This is a genomic window from Enterococcus sp. AMC2644 (assembly GCF_058216475.1).
In genome coordinates, this window is the sequence record NZ_CM177095.1 from 1,703,573 (window position 1) to 1,727,970 (window position 24,398).

Here is a 24,398-nt window from a genome sequence, read left to right on the forward strand (position 1 = left end):
CCAAAAAATACAAACGATAGAACAGTGTTAGCGGTGTCAATTTGGTGAAAAACGAACGAAAATCAAAATGTTTCACAAACATTGGCTGTTGCTCTAACCTTTGTACCTGTAAGTGTTCACAGCTTTTTTTAAGAAAATAAAAAAGAGAAATTCATTTTTTTGAAACTTTTTGAAAAAAAGTGCTAAAATGGGTAGGCAGATTGAGAAAGAAAGAGTGAAGAAAATGCTAACGACAGAAGATTTTGATTTTGAATTACCTGAAGAATTAATTGCTCAAACACCTTTAACAGATCGAACCAGTTCACGCCTACTTGTATTAGACTCGCAAACAGGTCAGATAGAAGATAAACATTTTTATGACATCATTGATGAATTAAATGCAGGTGATGCGCTAGTTATGAATGATACCCGCGTATTACCTGCACGTTTATACGGTGAAAAAGTTGAGACAGGCGCACATCTAGAAATTTTATTGTTAAATAATACAGAAGGGGATACATGGGAAACGTTGATAAAACCTGCTAAACGTGCCAAAGTTGGAACAGAAATTTCATTTGGCGATGGACGTTTAAAAGCGACGGTTAAAGAAGAATTAAATCATGGTGGACGTATTATTGAATTTAGCTATGAGGGTATCTTCTTAGAAATTTTGGAATCATTAGGTGAAATGCCCCTACCACCATACATTAAAGAGCGCTTAGAAGATCCTGACCGTTATCAAACGGTTTACGCGAAAGAAAATGGTTCAGCAGCAGCTCCGACTGCGGGATTGCACTTTACGGAAGAATTATTAGGAAAAATCCAAGCAAAAGGAATCGAATTAGTTTTCTTGACTCTTCATGTGGGACTAGGGACTTTTCGTCCGGTTAGTGTTGATAATATTGATGAACATGAAATGCACAGCGAGTTTTATCGTTTAACTGAAGAAGCTGCCGAAAAATTAAACCAGGTTAAAACGAATGGTGGCCGGATTGTTGCGGTTGGAACAACTTCAATTCGTACTTTAGAAACAATTGGTTCAAAATTTGACGGGACTATTCAAGCGGATAGTGGCTGGACAAGTATTTTTATTACACCTGGCTATGAATTTAAAGTAGTCGATGCTTTTTCAACTAATTTCCATTTACCAAAATCAACTCTAGTCATGTTAGTTAGTGCCTTTGCAGGAAGAGAACAAACATTGGCTGCTTACCAACACGCAGTTACAGAACGGTATCGCTTCTTTAGCTTTGGCGATGCAATGTTCGTTAAATAACAAAAAAATGGTTGTCACATAAATTTCGTGACAACCATCTTTTACTTTGGAAGGCTTTGTTGAGTTAGTGTGTGTTGCTGTGGTACATGGAACAAAAAACTTTGTCTTGAAATACAAACTCAACACTAATTTTTTAGCAAGTTTTGTTACAATGGGGTTCATGTTTTTCTTTTTAAAGAAGGTGTAGCTTTGAAACATTCATTACATTTACTTTTAAAATACTAGGTGAAACTTGTAACTGTGACAACTTTTTGCTTTATTGTTAATTATAGTGAACAAACTCAACAAATGTTGCGCCTTCCTTACACTCAAAGCATACCATAAAATGATAGCGCTTGCAACAAAAAGGTATTTTATCACGGAAATAAGAAGAAATTGTGAAGACGATATAGGTAAAAATCAAAAAAATAATAAAACTCTATTCCTTTTTTATGATGAATTTGAAAAAATATTTAATAGTTTCGGATAACCTAAGTTGAATGTTGCATGATATGAAAAAATCGTGGTAAAGTAGAAGTATACGTAAAGGAGGGGTTTAATGGAAGCATACAAAAAAACTACAGAAGAGGTTCGTCAAGAACTGCAAGCGACAAGTAAAGATGGTTTAACGCAACAAGAAGCATCTACACGCTTAGAGCGAGACGGACGCAATCGTTTTGAAGAAGCGCCACAAGAGTCGATGGTGAAGAAAATTTTACATAGTCTGTCTGACTTTACGACAATTGTCTTATTAGTCGCAGCAGCCATTTCATTTTACACTGCCGTAGCAACAGATCACGGTGATTTATTTGAAGGGATTTTAATTATTGCCATTGTTATTATTAATTCAGTTTTAGCAATTGTTCAAGAAGGAAATGCTGAAAAAGCATTAGCAGCTTTGCAAGATATGAATAAGCAAACTGCTTCAGTGATTCGAAATGGACAGTTACTGGAAATTGATGCAGAAGAAGTCGTTGTTGGTGATACGCTAGTGATTGAAAACGGATCAATGATTGTTGCTGATGCAAGAATTATCAAAGGATCACAATTACGCGTGGAAGAATCGGCTTTGACTGGTGAAAGTGAACCGGTTGAAAAAGAAGTCGATTTTGTTGCAACCGAAGACGAGAGTCTAGGGGATCAAATCAACATGCTGTTTAAAGGCTGTACGGTTGTAAATGGTCGTGGACAAGCGATTGTTACAGCAACGGGTATGCAAACGGAAATGGGGAAAATTGCTGGTTTATTAAATGAAAACACCACGCAAGTAACACCTTTACAAGCACGTTTAAATAGCCTAGGTAAACGAATTAGTTTAATTGCCTTAGGAGCCGCAGCGATTGTTTTTGTCTTAGGTTATCTGCAAGGTGAACCACTGTTAGATATGTTTATGACTTCTGTTTCATTAGCAGTTGCTGCAGTTCCAGAAACACTAATGGTTATCGTAACATTAGCTTTAGCATTCGGTGTACAAAAAATGGCAAAGAAAAATGCTATTATTCGCCGCCTGCCAGCTGTGGAGACATTAGGTTCAGCTAGTGTTATTTGTTCAGATAAAACAGGAACTTTAACACAAAATAAAATGACTGTTCGTCGTGTCTGGGCACATGGAGACGAGGTAGTTGATACCGAAGATGCCATGACTGAAGAAGCGATGGAAGTCTTGAAAATTGCTGCGTTGTGTACCGATGTAGTCATTGAACAAGAGAAAGACGACTACAATTATATTGGAAATCCGACAGAAATCGCAATTGTACGTTCCATTCAAGAAAATTATCATTCGCAAAAAGAATTACGTGAAGAATTTCCTAGAATTGGTGAAATTCCATTTGATTCAACTCGTAAAATGATGACAACTGTCCACAAACGTGGGAAAAAATATATTTCCGTTACTAAAGGAGCATTTGATGTATTGTTACCGCTCTTTCGTTTTGGGGATTTAGATCAAGCAACTGTGGTTAATGATCGCTTTGGTAAAAAAGCATTACGTGTGATTGCAGTTGGTTACCGTGTTTATGATGAAGAACCAACAGAAATGACCTCAGAGTTTTTAGAGCGTGAGTTGAAATTAGTTGGTCTAATCGGAATGATTGATCCACCGCGTCCAGAAAGTAAGGCAGCGATTGCTCGTGCGAAAAAAGCTGGTATTAAGACAGTTATGATCACAGGAGATCACGTGGTTACTGCAAGTGCGATTGCCAAAGAATTAGGGATTTTGCAAAAAGGAGATAAAGCATTAACAGGTGCTCAGTTACGTGAGATGCCAGAAGAAGAACTAGATCGCACGGTCAAAGAATATTCGGTTTATGCTCGTGTGACTCCTGAAGATAAAATTCGAATTGTTCAATCATGGCAACGAACAGGTGCAACAGTTGCCATGACAGGTGATGGTGTTAATGACGCACCTGCCTTGAAAGCCAGCGATGTTGGTTGTGCTATGGGAATTACCGGTACGGATGTTGCTAAAGGAGCCGCAGATATGGTCTTAACGGATGACAATTTCGCAACGATTGTCGATGCCGTAGAGCAAGGTCGTACAGTATATCAAAATATTCGTAAAACAGTTAATTTCTTACTAAGTTGTAATATCTCTGAAATTTTTATTGTTTTAATTGCAATGTTATTAGGTTGGGGTGCGCCATTTACAGCGGTACAGCTGTTATTTGTTAACGTAGTAGCAGATGGACTACCAGGTTTTGCCTTAGGAAAAGAACCAGCAATGAATGGCATTATGGATGAGACTCCGATTTCACCCAAAGAAAGTATTTTTTCACGCGGTTTATGGCAAAAAATTGGGATTAACGCGTTAACGTTTACCGTTGTAACCTTGTTTGGTTTTTATCTAGGTGCTTTTGTAGATGGTGTAAGTCCTTGGGTAAGCGCTAGTCATGAAGTAGGTCAAACCGTTGCCTTCTTAATCTTAGCTTATTCATCAATTATTCACGTCTTTAATGTCCGTAGTGAAAAATCAATTTTCCAAGTTAAATTGTCTTCAAATAAGTCGTTATTTGAAATGGCAGTCCTAGCGATTATTATTACTACGGTTATTGCTTTAGTACCATTTACACAAGAACTATTTAACTTAGTACCAGTTGGATTAAATCATTGGATGCTAGCAATCGTATTATCAATTGTTCCAGTATTCGTTAATGAAATGATTAAATTCCACAAACTACCAGAAGAAGAATAAGATAAAAAACGGATAGCTCCTGCTACAGGAGTATCCGTTTTTTGTTAAAAATTATTTCGGTAAATTGTCATAAAAGGCTGCTTTGGTTGCTTCAATATAAGGTGTTAACCATAAATAACCAATACCCAATGTTGCCAGTGCTAGAATATGCCAACCGATAAAGCTTAAATCTAATAAGAATAGTTGTCCTTTATGACCGTTCATTAACCGACGACTTGCAGTGATAGTATCTAGATAGCCTGGTCGCTCACCCGTTACTTCGACTGTATCGTAATAAATCATGTAGGCTTGAGAATAAGCATAAGATTTAATGATACCTGGAATCACGAATAAAAGGGACCACAACGTTGTGAAAAGCGTTGTTAAAAAATACAATACAAAAATTGCTAGTGCATAAGGGGAACGGAATCCACGAAAAACATCTCTAAATGATTCAATAACAACTTTACGACCACGAAAGACATCTAAAAATGTCCATCCGATAGCTACAGTAAAGTATGTTCCAATTAAACCACTGACAAAACCACCGCCAGAACTGCCGCTACTTCCATTGCTAGAAGTGCTTATTGATGAACTATCTACATATGATGGTAAATCTTTCAGTATCATAAATAATGGAATCATCAGAATAGCTACAACTACAATAGCTAAAATACCTAGTAAAGTTGGAACAAGACAGAGTAAAACACTTTCTTTCCAGCGACCTTGCAGCATTCGTTTGGCTTCCATTTTTAGTTCAGCATTTGATTTCATATTATCGACTCCTTTCATAATTATTTGGTACATTTTTTAGTGTAACAAAAAAAGAACATTAAGAAAAAAGAAACGATAAAAAAAGAAACTTTTTTTCTCTAGAGTTGCAAAAAAACCACCTACGATTTATGATGGAGAGAGGTATTTATTAACTAAAGAAAGTAGGGAAATGAATGTCGGAACCTGCCATTCGTTATCGATTAATAAAAAAAGAAAAGCATACAGGAGCGCGCTTAGGGGAACTAATCACTCCACACGGAACGTTTCCAACACCAATGTTTATGCCAGTTGGAACACTGGCAACCGTTAAAACAATTGCTCCCGAAGAATTAAAGGCAATGGGTGCAGGCGTTATATTAAGTAATACGTACCACTTATGGTTACGACCTGGTGAAGATATCGTAGCTGAAGCAGGCGGTTTGCATAAGTTTATGAACTGGGATCAGCCCATATTGACAGATTCAGGTGGATTTCAAGTCTTCTCTTTAGCGGATATGCGAAATATTGTTGAAGAAGGGGTTCATTTTAAAAATCATTTGAATGGCTCACCGTTATTCTTGTCACCAGAAAAAGCGATTGATATTCAAAATAAATTAGGCTCAGATATTATGATGAGTTTTGATGAGTGTCCGCCATTTGATGAAAGCTATGATTACGTAAAAAAATCAGTTGAAAGAACTTCACGTTGGGCAGAACGCGGCCTAAATGCTCATGCAAATCCTGACCGTCAAGGCTTGTTTGGTATTATTCAGGGAGCAGGCTTTGAAGATTTACGTCGTCAAAGTGCGCATGATTTAATTGGTATGGATTTCCCGGGTTATTCTATTGGTGGTCTATCAGTCGGTGAGCCGAAAGCCGAAATGAATCGTGTATTAGAATTTACAACGCCTTTAATTCCAGAAAACAAACCACGCTATTTAATGGGAGTGGGTACACCAGACTCCTTAATTGATGGAGTCATTCGTGGAATTGATATGTTTGATTGTGTTTTACCAACTCGTATTGCTCGTAATGGAACATGTATGACTTCAAAAGGTCGATTAGTCGTTAAAAATGCACAATTTGCTCGCGATTATCGTCCAATTGATGAAAATTGTGATTGTTACACTTGTCGCAATTATTCAAGAGCATATATTCGCCATTTGATTAAATGTGATGAAACATTTGGGATCCGTTTGACTTCTTACCATAACCTTCACTTCTTATTGAATATGATGAAACAAGTTCGTCAAGCAATTATGGATGATAACTTATTAGAATTTCGTCAGCATTTCTTTGAAGAGTATGGATTTAATAAGGAAAATGCAAAGAATTTCTAAAAAAGCTAGTGAATTTTAGTTGCATCTGCTAAAGTAAAGAGGAAGCTTAAAATATTGAGGTGAAAAAAATAATGGAAATGCTTATTATGATTATTCCGATTGCTGCGATGTTGTTTTTCATGCAACGTTCTCAAAAGAAACAACAGCAACAACGTCAAAGTTTATTAGATAGTATGCAAGTCGGCAGTCGAGTTGTAACAATTGGTGGGTTACACGGTGTTATCTCAGCTATTAATGAAACAAAAAATACCGTAGAAATTGATTGTGATGGAATCTATTTAGAATTCGATCGTGCATCCGTTCGTACCGTGAAAGCACCAGCTGTTTCTGAAGAAGTAACAACAATTGAAGAAACTAAAGAGGATTAAAAAATACCATAAGAGAATGTTTCAAACATTCTCTTATGGTATTATTTTTTTTTGCGTAAGGCGATATATAGAGCTAAACCTTCAATCGCAAATAAAAAAAGATAAAGCAATAATTGAAAGGCATCTTGCATGATTGAAGCAGGGGAACGACGTAAATGTCGTGTGAAAGCAAATACGGTACAAAAGATAATGAGAGCTAAAACCCCAAGCGCTATCTGACGTTTTTTATACACTATAACAAACCTCTTTCCAACACGTTTTCTTGAATGAAATATTTTGCTGTTATTAGTATAACGTGAGATTTCAAAAGTGGGTAGTAAAGTGCTAATAAAGTTCAAAAAAATTTAAAAAAAATAATTGTGAAAAATATCACTAAAGTACTTTACAAATAAAAAATAATCGTGTATCATTCTATATGTGAAATAGTTAACAATAAAAAACAGATAATCTTTAGGAGGATTACCATGGCTAAGACAGTAGAAAAAGAAGTTGGAACTATTGATGTATCAGTGATGATTGATGATTTAGCAGTAAAAGCAAATGTCGCTTTGAAAGAAATGGAAAATTTTGATCAAGAAAAAGTCGACCACATTGTGCATGAAATGGCAATGGCTGCATTGAATCAACACATGCCTTTAGCAAAAATGGCTGTTGAAGAAACTGGTCGCGGAATTTATGAAGATAAAGCAATTAAAAATATGTATGCATCTGAATATATCTGGAATAATATTAAACATGATAAAACAGTCGGCATTATTAATGAAGATAAACAAAAAGGAATTATTGAAATTGCTGAACCAGTCGGTGTTGTATGTGGGGTAACACCAACAACTAACCCGACATCAACAACAATTTTTAAAGCAATGATTGCTTTAAAAACTCGTAACCCAATTGTTTTTGCTTTCCATCCAAGTGCGCAAAAATGTTCAGCTGAAGCAGCACGTGTTGTACGTGACGCAGCAGTTGCAGCAGGAGCACCAGAAAATTGTGTGCAATGGATTGAGCATCCATCAATTGAAGCTACCCAAGGATTGATGAATCATCCAGGTATTGCTATTGTATTAGCAACTGGTGGGGCTGGTATGGTTAAATCAGCGTATTCAACAGGAAAACCGGCTTTAGGTGTGGGTCCTGGGAATGTACCTGCTTACATTGAAAAAACAGCTAAAATTAAACGTGCAGTGAACGATTTAATTGTTTCAAAAACATTTGATAATGGGATGATTTGTGCTTCTGAACAAGCAGTGATTGTTGACCGTGAAGTTTATGCAGCAGTAAAAGCTGAATTCCAAGCACATCAAGTATATTTTGTAAAACCAAATGAATTACAAAAATTAGAAGATGCTGTAATGAACGAAGGAAAATATGCAGTAAATCCAGCAATCGTTGGTCATTCAGCAATTGAAATTGCTCAACTTGCAGGTATTACAGTTCCGGAAGGCACAAAAATGTTAATCGCTGAATTGGAAGGCGTTGGTGAGGATTATCCGTTATCACGTGAGAAATTATCTCCAGTATTAGCAATGGTTAAAGCAAAAAATACGGAACACGGATTAGATTTATGTGAAGCAATGTTGAACTTAGGCGGCTTAGGTCATACAGCTGTCATCCATTCTGAAGATGAAAACTTACAAGTACGTTTTGGCTTACGCATGAAAGCTTGCCGTATTTTAGTGAATACACCATCAGCAGAAGGTGGTATTGGTAACATTTATAATGAAATGATTCCATCACTAACATTAGGTTGCGGTTCTTACGGTAAAAACTCTGTTTCTCGTAACGTATCAGCTGTGAACTTAATCAACGTGAAAACTTTAGCGAAACGGAGAAATAACATGCAATGGTTCAAACTACCATCAAAAATCTATTTTGAAAAAAATTCTCTTTTATATCTAGAAAAAATGGAAAACCTTGAACGTGTAATGATTGTCTGTGATCCAGGAATGGTTCAATTCGGCTACGCAGATACCGTTCGTGAAGTATTAGCTCGTCGTAAAAATCCAGTGCAAATTGAAATTTTCTCTGATGTTGAACCAAACCCTTCAACGAATACAGTTTACAAAGGAACTGAAATGATGGTTGATTTCAAACCTGATACAGTAATTGCCCTAGGTGGTGGTTCAGCAATGGACGCAGCAAAAGGCATGTGGATGTTCTATGAACACCCAGATACTTCATTCTTTGGTGCAAAACAAAAATTCTTAGATATTCGCAAACGTACGTATAAAATTGATAAACCAGAAAAAACACAATTTGTTTGTATTCCAACGACTTCTGGTACAGGATCAGAAGTAACACCATTTGCGGTAATTACCGATAGTGAAACACATGTGAAATACCCATTAGCTGACTATGCGTTAACACCAGATGTGGCGATTATCGACCCACAATTTGTTTTATCTGTACCAGCTTCAGTAACTGCTGATACTGGGATGGACGTGTTGACACATGCGATTGAGTCATATGTATCAGTGATGGCATCTGATTACACACGTGGTTTGAGTCTACAAGCAATCAAATTAGTTTTTGAAAACTTGGAAAAATCAACAAAAACACCAGATATGGAATCTCGTGAAAAAATGCATAACGCTTCAACTATGGCAGGGATGGCATTCGCCAATGCTTTCCTAGGAATTTGTCACTCAGTGGCACATAAAATTGGTGGAGAATACGGTATTCCACATGGACGTACCAATGCCATCTTATTGCCACACGTAATTCGCTACAATGCTAAAGATCCACAAAAACATGCGATGTTCCCTAAATATGATTACTTCCGTGCAGATCAAGATTACGCAGATATTGCGAAATTCTTAGGATTAAAAGGCGAAACAACTGAGGAGCTAGTGGAAGCATTAGCAACAGCAGTCGCTGATTTAGGAACAACTTTGGGCATTGATATGAACTTGAAAGCACAAGGCGTAACACAAGAAATACTAGATACAACTGTTGATCGTATGGCAGAATTAGCATACGAAGACCAATGTACAACAGCAAATCCAAAAGAACCATTAATTTCTGAATTGAAACAAATTATTGTTGATGCATACAACGCATAATAAAAGAACTACTTTAAACTGATGTTTAGGTAATAAATAAAGTCGCCTGTTAATCCTTCCTAGGGATTGCCAGGCGACTTTTGTTTTTGATCTTGCGTAAAGCGGGACAGTTAAGTGTTAATCAAGTCTAGGTTCTTTTTTTGTCGTATGAATTAATAAGATTAACAAGATTAAATTTATGCTTAGTTGATTTACTCATTTCGATTTTTTAGGCACACTCGTCTGGAGCAACCATTTTGTATAAGTTAAAGTTGTAAAAAGAATTTTGTGACTTGTTAAAATTTCTTGGCTTTTTCTGTACATGTATAGTTAAGTTTCTAAAAAAGATACAAAATATTGCTTATTTTTAATCTAAAATATTGACGACGCTTAAAAATAAAGGCTATAATAAAAAAAATATCTATTAATACAAATATTTTTTAATAAAATACATACAATAAACAGATAATTAACAAAAATAATTTGTCTTTGGAAATAGAACCTTAAAAAGGCTGATATTTTTTGTTTTTTTAGTTTGCAAAAAAGAAACATAAGTTGATTTTATTTCATAATGACGTACAAAAATTGAAAACGATTAAAAGAAAGCTTATCTTAAAAAAATGAATAGGCCTATCATGGGCTTGTCTAAAATAATGAGGGAGTGTGAGGAGGTTTTTTATGTTTGGGTTTTCTAAAGAAGTAGTGTTAAAGAAAGAACTATTATTATTGTTAGATCAACAAGAAGATTATGTAACAAGTAGGGTACTTGCAATAAAATTGCAAACAGTCACTAGTCAAACAATCAGAAAAATTTTAAAAGATTTATCAAATATGATTACTTCACTATACAATCAAGAACAATTAAATTTACAGATTAGTACAAAATATGGTATTAAACTAACTCGAAGTGGTACCAACTTTACGGACATTTTCGAAAAACTTTATACAAAGGATATCGTCTATGAGGTTTTTCATCAACTTATGCTATCTCGTTTTTTTTCAGTAGAAGATTTTTGTAAAAAACAAAAGATAAGCATCTCTAAACTTCGACGAGTTATTCGTAGGATAAATGATTTCTTAATACCCTATGAATGTGTGATAAAAGTAGGCAAAAGAGTCTCAATTACAGGGAAAGAAAGTCAAATACGATTGCTTTTCTTCATGTTTTTTTATTATGTACATCGGGGAATTACGCGGATCAAATGGACGGAACAAGAGATTTATTTAGCCTTCAGTCGAAATCTTTGCCAAGCATTTTATTTAACACCAGAAAAACAAAATATAGATGTACTGGCGTTATGGCTATTTATTAATCTGCATTCTCAAAATTTGGGAAAAGAAATAGAATTAACTTTTACTGAAGAAGAATATCAGTTGGAATTGCCTCAGAATGATCTGTCTAAAACTGATTGGACGTACATATTACTTGTGATGTATGCTTTAGACTTTATTAACTTTGAACCAGAATTAACATTTGAAGAGTTACATCAAAATAACATAGAAGAGGTAATTAATGAATGGATACACCTTTTTGAAAGGCATGTCCGATTATTGGATAGAGAAGAGAAAAAAGAATTATATATTCAGTACTATAAACGCTTATTGTTAGAAAGAATTATTCCTTTCGACGATATCCATACTATTTTTAAAGCATCTAGTCAAAAAATAGTTGAGATAGAGTATCCTTATGCAACAGCTACATTTAATCGTCTATGGGAGACATTTGCTCAAAGGTATCCGCATCTTTCTACCGAAATAAATAGATGCCATTTTTTTGATGCGTGCTGTTATTTTGGTTATCCAGAGCTGATTATGGCAACGATTTATTGTTGTTGGCATTCTAATCTACCTTTAGACCGGCTTCAAAAAATGGAAAAAATTATTCAGCGTGAATTAATGAAGGTAGCCAAAATTATTTTTGTGGAATGTCATGAATCAGCAGTAGTTATTTCTACAGAATCATCACACGCAGGAATTCTAATTGACCCCATACTTTCTAAAAAAGATTTAGTTTTTTTACAAGACGAAATTAGAACGATGATTGAACGAAAACTATCACTAAATTCACCTCTCTAAGCAATTCATGAATGTTTTCACATTTTATCTAAATAAATAGCAGTTTTCTCTTGACGAATTTTTGCTTTGGAGTAGACTGTATCTATTAACAATTTAGGAGTGTGCAAAACAAGATGGCGATAGAAGAACAATTAAGACAGCTTGCTGAATCACAGGTGAGTTTGGTGGCGTTACAACAACGTTTATGCCAAAATCGTTCATTGATGAATCGTGAAGTAACGCAAACATTTATTTTTGAATTACGTGATTATGCAGATAGCTTGTCAATTGTGACAGATTTTGTCGAAGGAGCAGCAGCAAAAGACGTTGGACCAACAGATATTTCAGCTATATTAGGTGAACAAAATCAATTAGTCCACAGATTGGTTGAAGAGTTAGCGCAGTTGATTGAAGAAAATGGCGAACTGTTTGGGCAAAAAGAAGGAGAACTTCGTCGCACATGGACTAGTTTGCAAGGGGTATTAGAATTAAATCATTTGATGTTGCAAGATAATTTGGAATTTCAGCGAATGCTAAAAGATCAGCTAGTAGATTTGGATGAAGTGCCAGCTGCATGTAAACAGGGATTTTTCCAACGACTACTAAGTAAAAAATAACAAATAGCCGCAAACATTTACTGAATGTTTGCGGTCTTTTTTTAGCGTGAACTATATTTTTTATAATCAATATTACGAATCTCGCACCACTCTTTAGCGTGTCCAGTTAAAATAAGCGGGACTCTTTTTAATTTGACTGTTTCAGTGGTACCAGTTAAGGCGTAGAGTGTATGAAGCTCCTGTTGCCACTGACGGACAAGCTCAATCGTTTGTTCTAAACCATGCGTGAGTAGCTGATTTAAAATAGCACCTGAGACACCTACCGTTTGGGCTCCAAAACATAGCGCCTTAAAGATGTCATAGGCATTTCGAATACCACCGGATGCAATCAATTCAAAAGGAACTGGGACATCTTTAGCTTCTAATAAAGTAGCAACATTAGAAATACCAAAATTATCTAAATAAGCAAATTCTCGTTGTTTGCGGCGAGCATTCTCAATTTGAGTGAAACTTGTCCCGCCACTACCAGCAACATCAATAATCGTCACACCAACTGCTAATAATTGTTGGATTGTTTCGCGTGTCATACCAAAGCCAACTTCTTTAACAATGACAGGAACTTCTAGATGAGTGGTTATTTCTTCAATTGTCTGCAACCAATTAGTGAAATCACGATCACCTTCAGGCATTACCAGCTCTTGAGGCGCATTTAAATGAATCTGTAGCGCGTTGGCTTCGAATAAGTCTACGGCGCGTTTCGCGTTCTCTAATGACGTTCCAGCACCTACATTTGCTAATAAACAACCATTTGGATGTTCTTTGCGCACAATTTGATAGGAATCAGCGACAGATGGATCTTTTAAGGCAGCTGAAACCGAACCAGTAGCCATCATCAAATCGGTTTCGCGAGCTAGGATAGCTAATTGTTGGTTGTATTGTTTTGTTTTTTCGCTGCCACCAGTCATCGCATTAATAAAAAATGGCGAACTTAAAGGTTGGTCAAAAAGTTCTGTAGCAATCGACACATCTGCTAAACGAACACCCGGAAATGAGCGATGAAGCAAGGCTACATCATCAAAGTCATTTCGTTTCGTTTTATGAAAAGCTTTGGCTAAAGAGACGTGTTCATCTTTGCGGTTCATTTAATTCCTCCTCGGTAATGATAGACGTGTAGGGGGAGGGGAGTGATTTCTGCTTTCTCCCATCTGCTCATTAAAGGCAAAATGCCTGTTTTTTGATCAGCAATGACAATGCCACAATCACCACCACCAGCTCCGGATGACTTAGCAGCGCCACCACATGCTTCGGCTAGGTCACAAAGTTGTTTTAAAGCAGGGGTTTCAATCCGTACCCCAGTGATACAAGACAAGTTTGCCAATAATTGACGGTTTTTACTAATCATTTGTTTGATTTTAGTTACGTTGTTATCTAGAAAACCATCAATTAAGTCTTCGACACATTCCTTACTATTGTCTAAGAATTCTTGATAAGCTTTTTGTTTTTCTGCTTGGCTTTGTGTCGATTGATTGACTTGATCGACTAAGTCAGAAGTTGAAGCAGGACTCCCTGTCCAACCAATTAATAAACGTAAAGTTTTGGGAACAGCAAGGGGCTTAATTGATAGTTGTGGCCAGTCGCTAGCTAGTAATTGTGACATTGACCATTTTTTTTGTTTTTCTTTCACCCAGTCATGATCAAAAGTTGAAAAAGCAATCCAACCACCATAACAACTTGCGGCGATGTCTCCACAAGAACCATTGCCTTGTACAGCTAAGTGAGCCAAGGCAGCAATTTTAAACTGCGTCAGTTGATCCATTTTTAAATCATAGAAAAGATTTAACGCTTTAACTGTTGCGACTGTTACGGCACCGCTAGAACCCAAGCCATATTTTCGACCACTTGAATTATCTAATTCACTTGTTACTTTTAAATCGTAAAAAGTGAGCAGTGTGCCTTTTTCCAATGCATATTTTTCAGTTAGACGAATTGCTGCCAAAATGTAATGAAATGGATTTTCACGATGATCTAAAACTAATTCACCATTACGGCGTGTCCAACGAATAGGCAGTTCGCTGTATTGTTGTGATTGAATGCTTCCGTTTTTAATCGCACTATCAATCGTTACAGTAATAAATTGGTCAACGGCAACGATAACTGCTGGATGTCCTGGTTCAACTACGGCATATTCGCCCGCAATATATAATTTTCCTGGAGTAGATACTTCGATCATTTCGACACTTCCATTTCTAAAGATACTAAACCTTTGCCCGCATAGGCACAGGTTAATTGTTCAGCTGTAAAGTCTTCTTGTAAGGCGGTTAAAATTGCTGTGACATCTTTTTTCTGACACAATACTTTGACGTTGGGGCCCGCATCCATTGTAAAGTAGCAAGCAATTCCGTTTTGTCGGATATGTCGAACTTTATTCATGGCTTTTAAGCTATCGGGTGACCAATAAGTAAATGGGGGAGTTGCCGCTAAAGTCGTCGCGTGCATTTTTAAACCGTTTGCTTCGGTTACTTCACCTAGGGCTTGAAAGTCCTTGTCAGCAATCGCTTGTTTAGCAGTTTGAATGTCTTTTGCTACTGCTTCTAACCAGCCATCATAGAAGTCAGAAGTCTCAACGGTTCGCTCCATGCCATCCCGACTAGATACGTCTTTTTTTTGGTCGTTAATCAAAATAAAAATCATCGCTAATTCATCTTCCCAATGATTAGATGGAACAACTTGCGCATAGGAGGTTTCATCTGAATCTCCTTTTTCCCATTCGACAAAACCACCAAAAATACTCCGACAAGCAGAACCAGAACCACGACGTGCCAATTGAGAGAGCTCTTTATCAGAAAGACCTAATTGTAAAGCGTCGTTACAAGCACCCGCTAAAGCCGCTAGGCCACTTGCAGAAGAAGCTAATCCAGCAGCAGTAGGTACAAAATTTTGACTTTCTACATGGGCAAAATAAGTAACCCCCGCTTTTTTGCGAGCAAGGTCTAAGAAACGGCTGACTTTAGTTGTCGCTTTCTTATCTTGTATGACACCATCTAAGCTAAATGTATCTTCAGTGTATGTGTCTGAGAAAGAGACCCCAGTTTCTGTGTAAAAGGCATCTAATGTCAATGATAAACTGTTATTCATCGGTAAAATCAGTTCTTTGTCTTTTTTACCCCAGTATTTAATTAAGGCAATATTGGTATATGCGCGTGCTTTTCCATTATACATGTTGGTAAACTCCTAATCCTTGAAGCCAAATATCTTTTGCTCCATGTCCTTTTAATTTCTTAGCGATTGCTTCGGCTTTTGTTTTTGTGTCACAAAGGACCAGAAAACAACCCCCTCGACCGCCTCCAGTTAATTTTGCCCCGAGTGCCCCGTGTGTTAAAGCAAGTTCGATGCATGAATCTAACGTATCATTACTGACGGTTAATTGTTGTAAATAGTGCTGTGCTTGTGTCATTGCCATGCCGAGCTGTCTAGGCTGATTGTGAATGATGGCTTCTTTAGCTGTTTTAGCTAATAGTCCTAGTTGATGAATATCTAAGCTTGTTTGATCAGGTTCTTTTTCAAATAGTTCAGCAACAGAACGAACAGCTGCTCGTGTTTGTCCTTTGATCCCCGTATCTGCAACGAGGAGATACGCATCGATGTTTAAAGGAAAAGGTAAAAAATCTTTTCCACGTTCAAAATAAATGGGATTGCCGCCACTGGTTGCTGCGGCATCAATGCCACTAGGATTTCCATGAGCAATACCTTCTGAAAAATTAACATAGTCCAGTAAGGTTGCTTGGGATAATTTTTTTTCTTGCCAGTCAAAAAAAGCACGTGTCACAGCTACTGCAACAGCAGCGCTTGAGCCCATTCCACGTTCAGAAGGAATGGTGCTTTGAATTGTTAAATGGAAACTTGGTGTATGTAAATTTTGTTGTAATTTGGCTGTTAATTGTTGAATATTAGCTAATCCTTGTGGTGCGTCAGCTAAAGCACCTTCATGATAGGTGGAGCATAACGATGGCCTACTACTTTCCTGAACAGTAGTAATAACTTGTGTACCGCTAAAAGGAAAAGCAATTGCTGGTTCGCCATAAACGACAGAATGTTCTCCCATCAAAATAATTTTTCCAGTAGCCTTTCCTATCCCCTGTGCTAACATGACGTACCTCTCTCTTTTTCATAATAGAATCCCTTAGCTATTTTACTAGATTAATGCCGTCTCGTTAAGCCCCCAACGTTGATTCTAATAAAAAATCCTAAATCTTAAGACTTTTTTTGAGAATTTTCTTACGTAATCCTAAGCTAACTTTTGCTTGACCATACTATATGTAGTGGTGTAAAGTGATTAAGTTGAGTTGATGATACAATATTTAGTGATAAGTGAGTTGGAGGAAATGAGTGTGATTGTATTAGCAGGAACGATTGGTGCTGGGAAATCAAGTTTAACAGCTTTATTAGCAAATCGTTTAGGTAGTGAAGCCTTTTATGAGTCAGTTGAGGATAACGAAGTTTTACCGCTTTTTTATGAAGATCCCAATAAATATGCGTTTTTATTACAGATTTATTTTCTGAATAAACGTTTCGATAGTATTAAGCAAGCACTGAAAAATGAGAATAATGTTTTAGATCGTTCTATTTATGAAGATTCATTATTGTTTCATTTAAATGCTGATCTTGGACGAGCAACAGCAACAGAAGTCCGTGTTTATGATGAATTATTAGCTAATATGCTAGAAGAATTACCCTATGCAGCACAAAAAAAACACCCTGATTTGTTGGTTCATATTCGCGTGTCATTTCCAACGATGTTAGAGCGTATCCAAAAACGTGGTAGAGAGTTTGAACAAATTGAACACGATCCAAGTTTGTATGCTTATTATGAGGAATTGAATGCGCGTTACGATCAATGGTTTGAGGAGTATGATGCCAGTCCTAAAATACAAATTGATGGTGACGAAATGAATTTTGTAGAAGATACACAAGCAGCAGAAGAAGTGCTGAATTTAATTGAGGAAAAATTACAAGAAGTGCGCCAAGAAGCATAGAATAAAAAGCCTAGGAAATTTATTTTCCTAGGCTTTTTTTAGTTTTAAGGTCATGGCATTTAAGGCGACAACAACAGTACTAATTGACATTAAAATCGCTCCGAGAGCTGGACTTAATAAAATACCGATAGGGGCTAAAACTCCGGCAGCTAAGGGAATCGCAAGGATGTTGTAACCTGCACCCCACCAAAGATTTTGAATCATTTTTTTTCGGGTTTCTTTGGCTAAATCTAAGAAATGTAAAATATCTTCAGGATTACTATTGGTCAACACCACATCAGCAGAGTCAATGGCGACATCAGTTCCTGCACCAATCGCTACGCCGATGGTGGCACGTGCAAGACTCGGTGCGTCATTAATTCCATCACCCACCATCATTACACGCTTGCTCTTGTTGACCCATTCTGATACAATTCGCTCTTTGTCATCTGGCAGCAAACCTGCGTAATAATTTTTTATTCCTAAATAATTCGTCACATTTTTGGCAGCTTCTTCATTATCACCCGTCAGCATGACTGGTTCGATGCCACGGCTTTGTAGACGTGCGATAAATTGTTTTGCCTCAGGTTTGATTTGATCGCCTAATGCAATAAAGGCAATCAATTCATTGTCTATAACAAGGAAGCTTAAAGTATTTCCTTGTTCTTGATAAGGTCGAATCAGGGAGGCAGTCACTGTTTTATCCATTCGTTGCAACTCTTTTTGATTAATAATTTTGACTACTTTGTCTTCGACAGTGCCTGATAATCCTACACCGGAAATATTTTGTTCACCTTGTGCAGTGTAAGCTTGGATTTCTTTTGTTTTTAAATAGTTCATAATTCCCGTTGCGATGGGGTGATTGGCAGAAGCTTCTAGGGCGCCAATATATTTCAGAGTTTCTTCTTTAGAATAATTGCCATCAATCACTTCAATGCCAGTGACGGAAAATGTTCCTTGGGTTAACGTCCCTGTTTTGTCCAAGAAAATCGTATCAATATCGTGCGCATTTTCAAGTGCATTCCGATTTTTTAACAATAAGCCATTTTTCGCAGCAATCGAAGTAGAGCGGGCGACTACCAGAGGAATAGCTAGACCTAACGCATGCGGACAAGCAATAATCAAGACTGTCACCATGCGTTCTAACGCCATAGGTAAATCTGTAAGAATCAACCAAATCACAAAGGCAAGCACGCCAACTGTCACAGCAATATAAAATAACCACTTGGCAACTTTATCGGATAGCGCTTCTAGCTGTGATTTTTCAGATTGGGCTTTTCTAACCATTTCCATGACTTGGGCTAAATAGCCATTCTCACCGGTTCCTGTTACTTGAATATGGATGGTTCCATCACCATTTACAGAACCACCAATCACCCGATCACCGATGGTTTTTTTAACGCCTTTTGATTCACCCGTTACTGCAGATTCATCGACGATAGTTTGCCCTTTTAAGATACGTCCATCGGTAGGCATCTTATCTCCAGCACGAACAACTAAGGTATCACCTTCATGAATAGCTTGTAACGAAAGACGTTCTTCTTGCCCATTTGTATGCAGCTTGGTCACTTCATCTGGTAAAAGTTCGGCTAATTTTTGTAAGGCATTACTAGCATTGGAAACAGCACTCATTTCAATCCAATGACCTAATAGCATAATGACAATCAAACTCGCTAGTTCCCAGAAGAAATCCATTACATGTTGATGGAAAAAATTCGTAGCAATAAACGAATAGAGACTATAGACATAAGAAACTGTAATCCCTAAGGAAATCAATGTCATCATGGCAGGATTTTTTTGTTTGATTTCCATTTTAGCGCCACTTAAAAATGGCTGTCCACCATAGAAAAATAAAATTGTGGCTAAAACTAAGACGACCCATTCTGAACCAGGAAAGCTAAATTGAAACGGCAATTCCATACCCATCATTGGCGATAAAACAATAATCGGAATAGCTAAGACGAAAGAGAGCCAAAATTTTTGTTTAAAATTGCCCATATGCATAGAATGATCCATCTCATGAATATGTTGATGATTCATGTTTTCCATATGACTTTGTTCGTCATGTGAATGAGCCATGTGTTGGTGGTGCTTTTCATCGTGCATTAGAAACACTCCTTTATATTGTTTACTTTTGTAATCATCTATAACTTCATTGTAGACTTGTCATTTTTTTGTGTCAAATAAAAGCCACCTAGATTTTTTCATACAAATAACAGCTGGAAACGAATTATTGGTGATTCGTTTCCAGCTGTTGTTTATAGTTATTTATCGTCTTCTTTATGGGAAAAATAGACTGCGAGTAAATCATTAATATAAGATCTATCCGTTTTAGAAAGAAAACCTTGATCGTTATAGAGAATCTGTAAGTTCGAGTCTAACAAGTCGCGAATATCAAATGGAGCTGATTGTGAAGCGGTTGAAGGTGGTGTAATACCTAGTAAATAGTCTGTTGAGACACCAAAAATCTCAGCTAATAATTTTAACTCATCGGTAGTTATTTTGCGATGACCAGATTCAATTTTACTCATCGTTGACTTACTTAACGCCATCTTTTCAGCGAGGTGTGTTTGTGTCCAATTTTTACTTTCTCTCAGATCAATAATCCGTTTTGAAAGATTATTTGTCATGGCAAACATGCACTCCTTTCCCTACTTAATTATGGCTTCATTTTAGCACCGTTGCGAAAAAAGCAACGAAATATTTATAAAAAAGAAATTAACTCTATTGACGTTTCTAAATACGAAATATATAGTGAGAAAAAAAGAGGTGTTAAAAAATGGAAGATGAGAAGGTTTATGTTGTTAATCTAGAGTTAATTAGAAAAGTCCGGATTGAAAAAGGTTACTCATTGCAGAAAATGGTTAATTTAATCGAAACATTAGATAAAACAAAATACTACCGACGTGAAAAAGGGTTGGTTGGCTTTAAGCCGGAAGAAATTCCATTGATTGCATGTGTTTTAGAAATACCTTTAGAAAAGATGTTTATCAAAGTTTCTAAACAAAAAGAATACTTGTTTAAAATAAGAAATTAAGTAATAGGATAGGAGAAAGAAATAAAAAATGTATAGAGGTAGTATGCGAAACGAAAGATACAAACTTTTCCATACTATCTTTCGTTTATGAAGAGCAAGTATTGAATATTTATAGAGCCTTTATTAGAAAAAATATTTTTAAATGTATAAACGGTTGAAAAATGCAAGGCTGTTACCGATAGAAAAAGAGATATTTATAAAGAGAGGCGTGATTTTGATGGATTTTAATTTAGATTCCAAACAAAAAGAGTTGTTTTTTAATGCAATGTTTAAAGAATTGGCAGTAATCATTTTCAATATAGATAAAGAAGTTGTTTTTTCAAATGAAAAAATGGCAGGGGCTTTAGGCTATACACCAAGTGAATTGTTACATGTACATCATAAAAATTTTTGTTTTGATGATTATGTGAACAGTATGGCGTATCAAAACTTTTGGGATTCATTGTTGATATCTAAAAAGGGGTTTCAAGATAAAATTTTTCGAAAAAAGAAAAATGGTGAGTTGATTATTTTAGAAAGTGTTTATTTTCCAGTATTGGATGATCACAAAAAAGTGATAAATGTAATCAAAATTGCTTTTGATATTACTAAAAGAGAGAATATGCTATCAACTACTATAAGGAAAGTAAAAGATAGTTCAGAAGCTTTGACCGAAATTTCAGTAGATGGCAATGAAAAAATTAGTATTTTAACGGATAATTTAAGGGATGTAGATTCATTATCAACCAATAACCAATTAGCTACAAAAATTTTGGAAGAAGATATAAAAAAGATTTCTGCTGTTTTAACGGCTATTAATTCAGTCGCTCAACAAACAAAGTTATTATCATTCAATGCTTCATTAGAAGCTGCGAGGGTGGGGAGTAAGGCATCAGGTTTTAGTATTGTAGCGAGCGAAATGCAGAAGCTAGCCAATCAAACCAAACAACTTACGCAGGATATTCATAATAACATCCAGTCAATTAATGAACAATCAAGTAAAGTGTTAGAAAGTTCCACTTCAACGAATAATAAAATTAATGCTTCCAAAGAAAACTTAGAGATGCTTTTAAAATCGTATAAGCAATTACTGGAAACTGCCAACAGTTTAAACAACGAAGCGATAGCTTTACAAGATGTCAATTAACTTGGAATTAGGAAAAAAGAGTGTTCACTTAATGATAAAAGTGAATGCTCTTTTTATTAGAAAATAAAAAAGTGCCCGTCAGTGGGGGCTGACGGGCAAGGAGTAAAAATGAAAAAGTGTTTTAGGGTTGTTTGTTGGTATGTTTATACTATAAAGAATAGATGTGAAAAAAGTGTGATGAAATTATTTTGTTTTAGTTAAGTTCTTAAAATAACTAAAATAACAAAAAAAGAGCCTGCCAGTGGGTAGCTGGCAGGCAAGGAGTTAAAAATGAAAAAGTGTTAGTTAGGGTTGTTTGTTGGTATACATATACTATAATGAATAAATGTGAATTATTTGTGATAAAAGTGTTTTAAAGTTATTAAAAATAAGTGATTAAAAAATAACTATTTCCGATCAACAAAGAGCCAGATAGTTCCAATGATAAAACCAATAAAAGCTGGTAAAACCCAACCCATACCAATCGAGAAGAGTGGGAGATATTTTGCACCTAAATGAATTATCCATTGAGCGAAAGGTGTTGTTGACAAAAATTTAGGGCTAGCATTTAAGCCATCCACAATTGAAGCAATTAAAGTAAAATACGTGGTCATTTGATAGACACGTGAGTCGTGTTTAAACAATGGGCCGATAATTGCCAATAAAATTAAAGTCATTGCTAATGGGTATAAAAACATCAAGACGGGTGTAGAAAATTCAATAATCTTTGTTAGACCGACATTCGCAAATAAACAAGCCATTAAACTGACGCTAGTTGCAAAGAAGAGATAGCTTTGTTTGGGAAATAGTTCAATAAAAGTTTCCGAAAAAGCAGAAATTAAGCCAATAGCGGTTTTCAAGCAAGCGATGATTACAATTAAAGCTAAAACAATACTGCCCAATGTTCCTAAATAATGTTGGGCAATTTGTGCCAATGCAATACCACCATTTTGACTTAATTCAAAGGTTCCTAAACTCATTGTTCCCATGTAAGACAAAAGACTATAAATAATTCCCATCAATACAATACTGATAGCGCCTGATTTAATAGTATCGACAGCAACTGTTGCAGGTTTAGTTACACCGCGGTGACGAATGGTTGTGACAATAATAATCCCAAATGCTAAAGAAGCTAATGCATCTAGCGTATTATAGCCTTCGACAAATCCTTTGAAAAATGCATTAGATTCATAAGACACTTGGACAGGTGCACTGCTGATAGCCCCCATCGGTTTAATAAATGCCATCAACAATAAAATTCCTAATAAAAGTAAGAATAATGGATTTAAAAATTTTCCAATATAATCTAACAATTTAGATGGTTTACGTGAAAACCACCAAGCGGTAACAAAGAATAAAAGGCTGAATAAAGCCAACACAAGCGTCACTTGCTTTGCAGGTATAAAAGGTGCCAACCCAATTTCAAAAGAAGTTGTTGCCAAACGAGGGAGTGCAAAAAAAGGTCCAATAACTAAATAAAGTAAAATCGTAAAAATAAACGCATATTTTTTATTGATTTTTGATGCTAAATCAAACAACCCGTTACTTTGCGAGCTTCCAATAGCGATAACACCTAAAAAGGGCAACCCAATCCCTGTCACCAAGAAACCTAAATTTGCAGCAAAAACATTTGCTCCGGCTTCTTGCCCCATATGAACAGGGAAAATTAAGTTTCCTGCCCCAAAAAATAATCCAAACAACATCGAACCAATATAAAGATAATCTTTAAATGTTAATTTTTTTTCCATAACAAACTCACTTTCTAAAAATACTAAAAATTGCTGTACTCAAAGTAACAAACTCTTGAAAAAATAGCAATTAATATTATTAATTTTTCAATAAATACTTATGAAAAAAAGCGGCAAGAAAATCTGTGAAAGTAAGCAAAAAAATCCGAACTTGCTAACATAAGAATTAGTATCCCTATATTATCTAGTTCGGATCAGTTACTATTAAATTGATAGTTATTACTTTTTATTGCTTAATCGTTTAACACACGATGTAAAAATTCTTTTGTCCGAGCTTCTTTCGGATGAACAAAAATATCTTCAGGTGTGCCTTCTTCTGCAATAACGCCTTTGTCCATAAAAATTACACGATCCGAAACTTCTTTGGCAAAGCCCATTTCATGTGTAACGATAACCATCGTTAAGCCCGTTTCTGCTAAATCCTTCATAGTTTTTAATACTTCACCGACCATTTCCGGATCAAGAGCAGATGTCGGTTCATCAAATAGCATAACATCCGGATTCATTGATAAGGCACGAGCAATGGCCACCCGTTGTTTTTGTCCGCCTGATAGTTGGGCTGGTTTAGCAGACACGAAACGATCCATCCCTACTTTTTCCAAGTTTTCTAAAGCTATTTTTTTTGCCTCTTCACGATTGCGTTTTAAGACAGTTACTTGACCCGTTACACAATTTTCTAAGACATTCATATTATTGAATAAATTGAATGATTGGAAAACCATGCCTAAATGTGTCCGATATTTTGATAAGCTGTAGCCTTTTGCTAGGACATTGTCACCTTTGTACAAAATTTCGCCGCTTGTTGGTTTTTCTAATAAATTAATGCAACGCAGTAATGTTGATTTTCCTGATCCAGAAGAACCGATGATTGTTAATACTTCGCCTTTATTGACGGTTGCATTAATATCTTTTAGGACTTCATTTGAACCAAAGCTTTTCTTTAAATGATTAATTTCAATAATTGCTGACATGATGGTTCCTC

20 protein-coding genes are annotated in these 24,398 nt (G+C 36.0%); 10 read left to right on the plus strand and 10 right to left on the minus strand.

Features of this window, described 5'->3' with window-relative positions; genetic code table 11:
* The first annotated feature begins 223 nt into the window (after positions 1-223).
* On the plus strand, positions 224-1,255 hold the full coding sequence (queA, locus tag AC4BC5_RS08290; RefSeq protein ID WP_490494971.1) for a tRNA preQ1(34) S-adenosylmethionine ribosyltransferase-isomerase QueA: 1,032 nt from the start codon (positions 224-226) through the stop codon (positions 1,253-1,255).
* A 538-nt stretch (positions 1,256-1,793) separates the two neighbouring features.
* Positions 1,794-4,424: a cation-translocating P-type ATPase gene (locus tag AC4BC5_RS08295; RefSeq protein WP_490494972.1), complete on the plus strand. Its 2,631-nt coding sequence runs from the start codon at positions 1,794-1,796 to the stop codon at positions 4,422-4,424.
* A 51-nt stretch (positions 4,425-4,475) separates the two neighbouring features.
* On the opposite strand, the gene AC4BC5_RS08300 is transcribed toward AC4BC5_RS08295, so the two are convergent.
* A complete protein-coding gene (locus tag AC4BC5_RS08300) occupies positions 4,476-5,177 on the minus strand; it encodes a DUF975 family protein (RefSeq protein WP_490494973.1) in 702 nt (233 codons plus the stop codon).
* Between the two features lie 173 nt (positions 5,178-5,350).
* Between AC4BC5_RS08300 and tgt the strand changes: the two genes are divergently transcribed.
* A complete protein-coding gene (gene tgt, locus AC4BC5_RS08305; RefSeq protein WP_490494974.1) occupies positions 5,351-6,496 on the plus strand; it encodes a tRNA guanosine(34) transglycosylase Tgt in 1,146 nt (381 codons plus the stop codon).
* Between the two features lie 71 nt (positions 6,497-6,567).
* A complete protein-coding gene (gene yajC, locus AC4BC5_RS08310) occupies positions 6,568-6,864 on the plus strand; it encodes a preprotein translocase subunit YajC (RefSeq protein WP_490494975.1) in 297 nt (98 codons plus the stop codon).
* 41 nt (positions 6,865-6,905) lie between these two features.
* On the opposite strand, the gene AC4BC5_RS08315 is transcribed toward yajC, so the two are convergent.
* Positions 6,906-7,097: a hypothetical protein gene (locus AC4BC5_RS08315; protein ID WP_490494976.1), complete on the minus strand. Its 192-nt coding sequence runs from the start codon at positions 7,095-7,097 to the stop codon at positions 6,906-6,908.
* Between the two features lie 231 nt (positions 7,098-7,328).
* Between AC4BC5_RS08315 and adhE the strand changes: the two genes are divergently transcribed.
* The 3 genes from adhE (at position 7,329) to AC4BC5_RS08330 (ending at position 12,574) form a co-directional block, all read left to right on the plus strand.
* Complete coding sequence (gene adhE / locus AC4BC5_RS08320) at positions 7,329-9,923, plus strand: bifunctional acetaldehyde-CoA/alcohol dehydrogenase (protein ID WP_490494977.1); 2,595 nt, start codon at positions 7,329-7,331, stop codon at positions 9,921-9,923.
* Between the two features lie 657 nt (positions 9,924-10,580).
* Positions 10,581-11,978: a helix-turn-helix domain-containing protein gene (locus AC4BC5_RS08325; RefSeq protein ID WP_490494978.1), complete on the plus strand. Its 1,398-nt coding sequence runs from the start codon at positions 10,581-10,583 to the stop codon at positions 11,976-11,978.
* Between the two features lie 113 nt (positions 11,979-12,091).
* Positions 12,092-12,574 (plus strand): hypothetical protein, encoded by a 483-nt coding sequence (locus AC4BC5_RS08330; protein WP_490494979.1) that lies wholly within the window; start codon positions 12,092-12,094, stop codon positions 12,572-12,574.
* A gap of 41 nt (positions 12,575-12,615) precedes the next feature.
* Here the strand turns inward: AC4BC5_RS08330 and fni are convergent, their stop codons facing one another.
* The 4 genes from fni to mvk are packed head-to-tail and all read right to left on the minus strand — an operon-like array spanning position 12,616 to position 16,661.
* Entirely contained in the window at positions 12,616-13,656 is a 1,041-nt protein-coding gene (fni, locus tag AC4BC5_RS08335) for a type 2 isopentenyl-diphosphate Delta-isomerase (protein ID WP_490494980.1), read from the minus strand.
* On the minus strand, positions 13,653-14,744 hold the full coding sequence (locus AC4BC5_RS08340; protein ID WP_490494981.1) for a phosphomevalonate kinase: 1,092 nt from the start codon (positions 14,742-14,744) through the stop codon (positions 13,653-13,655). Before AC4BC5_RS08340 ends, fni begins: the two co-directional genes overlap by 4 nt.
* A complete protein-coding gene (gene mvaD, locus AC4BC5_RS08345) occupies positions 14,741-15,733 on the minus strand; it encodes a diphosphomevalonate decarboxylase (protein ID WP_490494982.1) in 993 nt (330 codons plus the stop codon). The genes AC4BC5_RS08340 and mvaD overlap by 4 nt, the downstream gene beginning before the upstream one ends.
* Positions 15,726-16,661: a mevalonate kinase gene (gene mvk / locus AC4BC5_RS08350; protein ID WP_490494983.1), complete on the minus strand. Its 936-nt coding sequence runs from the start codon at positions 16,659-16,661 to the stop codon at positions 15,726-15,728. Before mvk ends, mvaD begins: the two co-directional genes overlap by 8 nt.
* Positions 16,662-16,896: 235 nt before the next feature.
* On the opposite strand from mvk, the gene AC4BC5_RS08355 reads away from it, so the two are divergent.
* The gene (locus AC4BC5_RS08355) at positions 16,897-17,547 is read left to right on the plus strand and encodes a deoxynucleoside kinase (protein ID WP_490494984.1); all 651 of its coding nucleotides are present in this window, start codon (positions 16,897-16,899) and stop codon (positions 17,545-17,547) included.
* Between the two features lie 27 nt (positions 17,548-17,574).
* Here the strand turns inward: AC4BC5_RS08355 and AC4BC5_RS08360 are convergent, their stop codons facing one another.
* Entirely contained in the window at positions 17,575-19,632 is a 2,058-nt protein-coding gene (locus tag AC4BC5_RS08360; RefSeq protein ID WP_490494985.1) for a heavy metal translocating P-type ATPase, read from the minus strand.
* 158 nt (positions 19,633-19,790) lie between these two features.
* Positions 19,791-20,156 carry a helix-turn-helix domain-containing protein gene (locus AC4BC5_RS08365; RefSeq protein ID WP_490494986.1) on the minus strand — a complete coding sequence of 122 codons (366 nt, stop codon included), beginning with the start codon at positions 20,154-20,156 and terminating at the stop codon, positions 19,791-19,793.
* Positions 20,157-20,305: 149 nt separating this feature from the next.
* Here AC4BC5_RS08365 and AC4BC5_RS08370 point away from each other — a divergent pair, with 149 nt between their 5' ends.
* Positions 20,306-20,563 (plus strand): XRE family transcriptional regulator, encoded by a 258-nt coding sequence (locus AC4BC5_RS08370; protein WP_490494987.1) that lies wholly within the window; start codon positions 20,306-20,308, stop codon positions 20,561-20,563.
* A gap of 217 nt (positions 20,564-20,780) precedes the next feature.
* Positions 20,781-21,689, plus strand: coding sequence for a methyl-accepting chemotaxis protein (locus AC4BC5_RS08375; RefSeq protein WP_490494988.1), 909 nt, complete (start codon positions 20,781-20,783; stop codon positions 21,687-21,689).
* 386 nt (positions 21,690-22,075) lie between these two features.
* On the opposite strand, the gene brnQ is transcribed toward AC4BC5_RS08375, so the two are convergent.
* On the minus strand, positions 22,076-23,416 hold the full coding sequence (gene brnQ, locus AC4BC5_RS08380; RefSeq protein ID WP_490494989.1) for a branched-chain amino acid transport system II carrier protein: 1,341 nt from the start codon (positions 23,414-23,416) through the stop codon (positions 22,076-22,078).
* A gap of 233 nt (positions 23,417-23,649) precedes the next feature.
* The gene (locus AC4BC5_RS08385) at positions 23,650-24,387 is read right to left on the minus strand and encodes an amino acid ABC transporter ATP-binding protein (protein ID WP_490494990.1); all 738 of its coding nucleotides are present in this window, start codon (positions 24,385-24,387) and stop codon (positions 23,650-23,652) included.
* Positions 24,388-24,398: the final 11 nt, after the last annotated feature.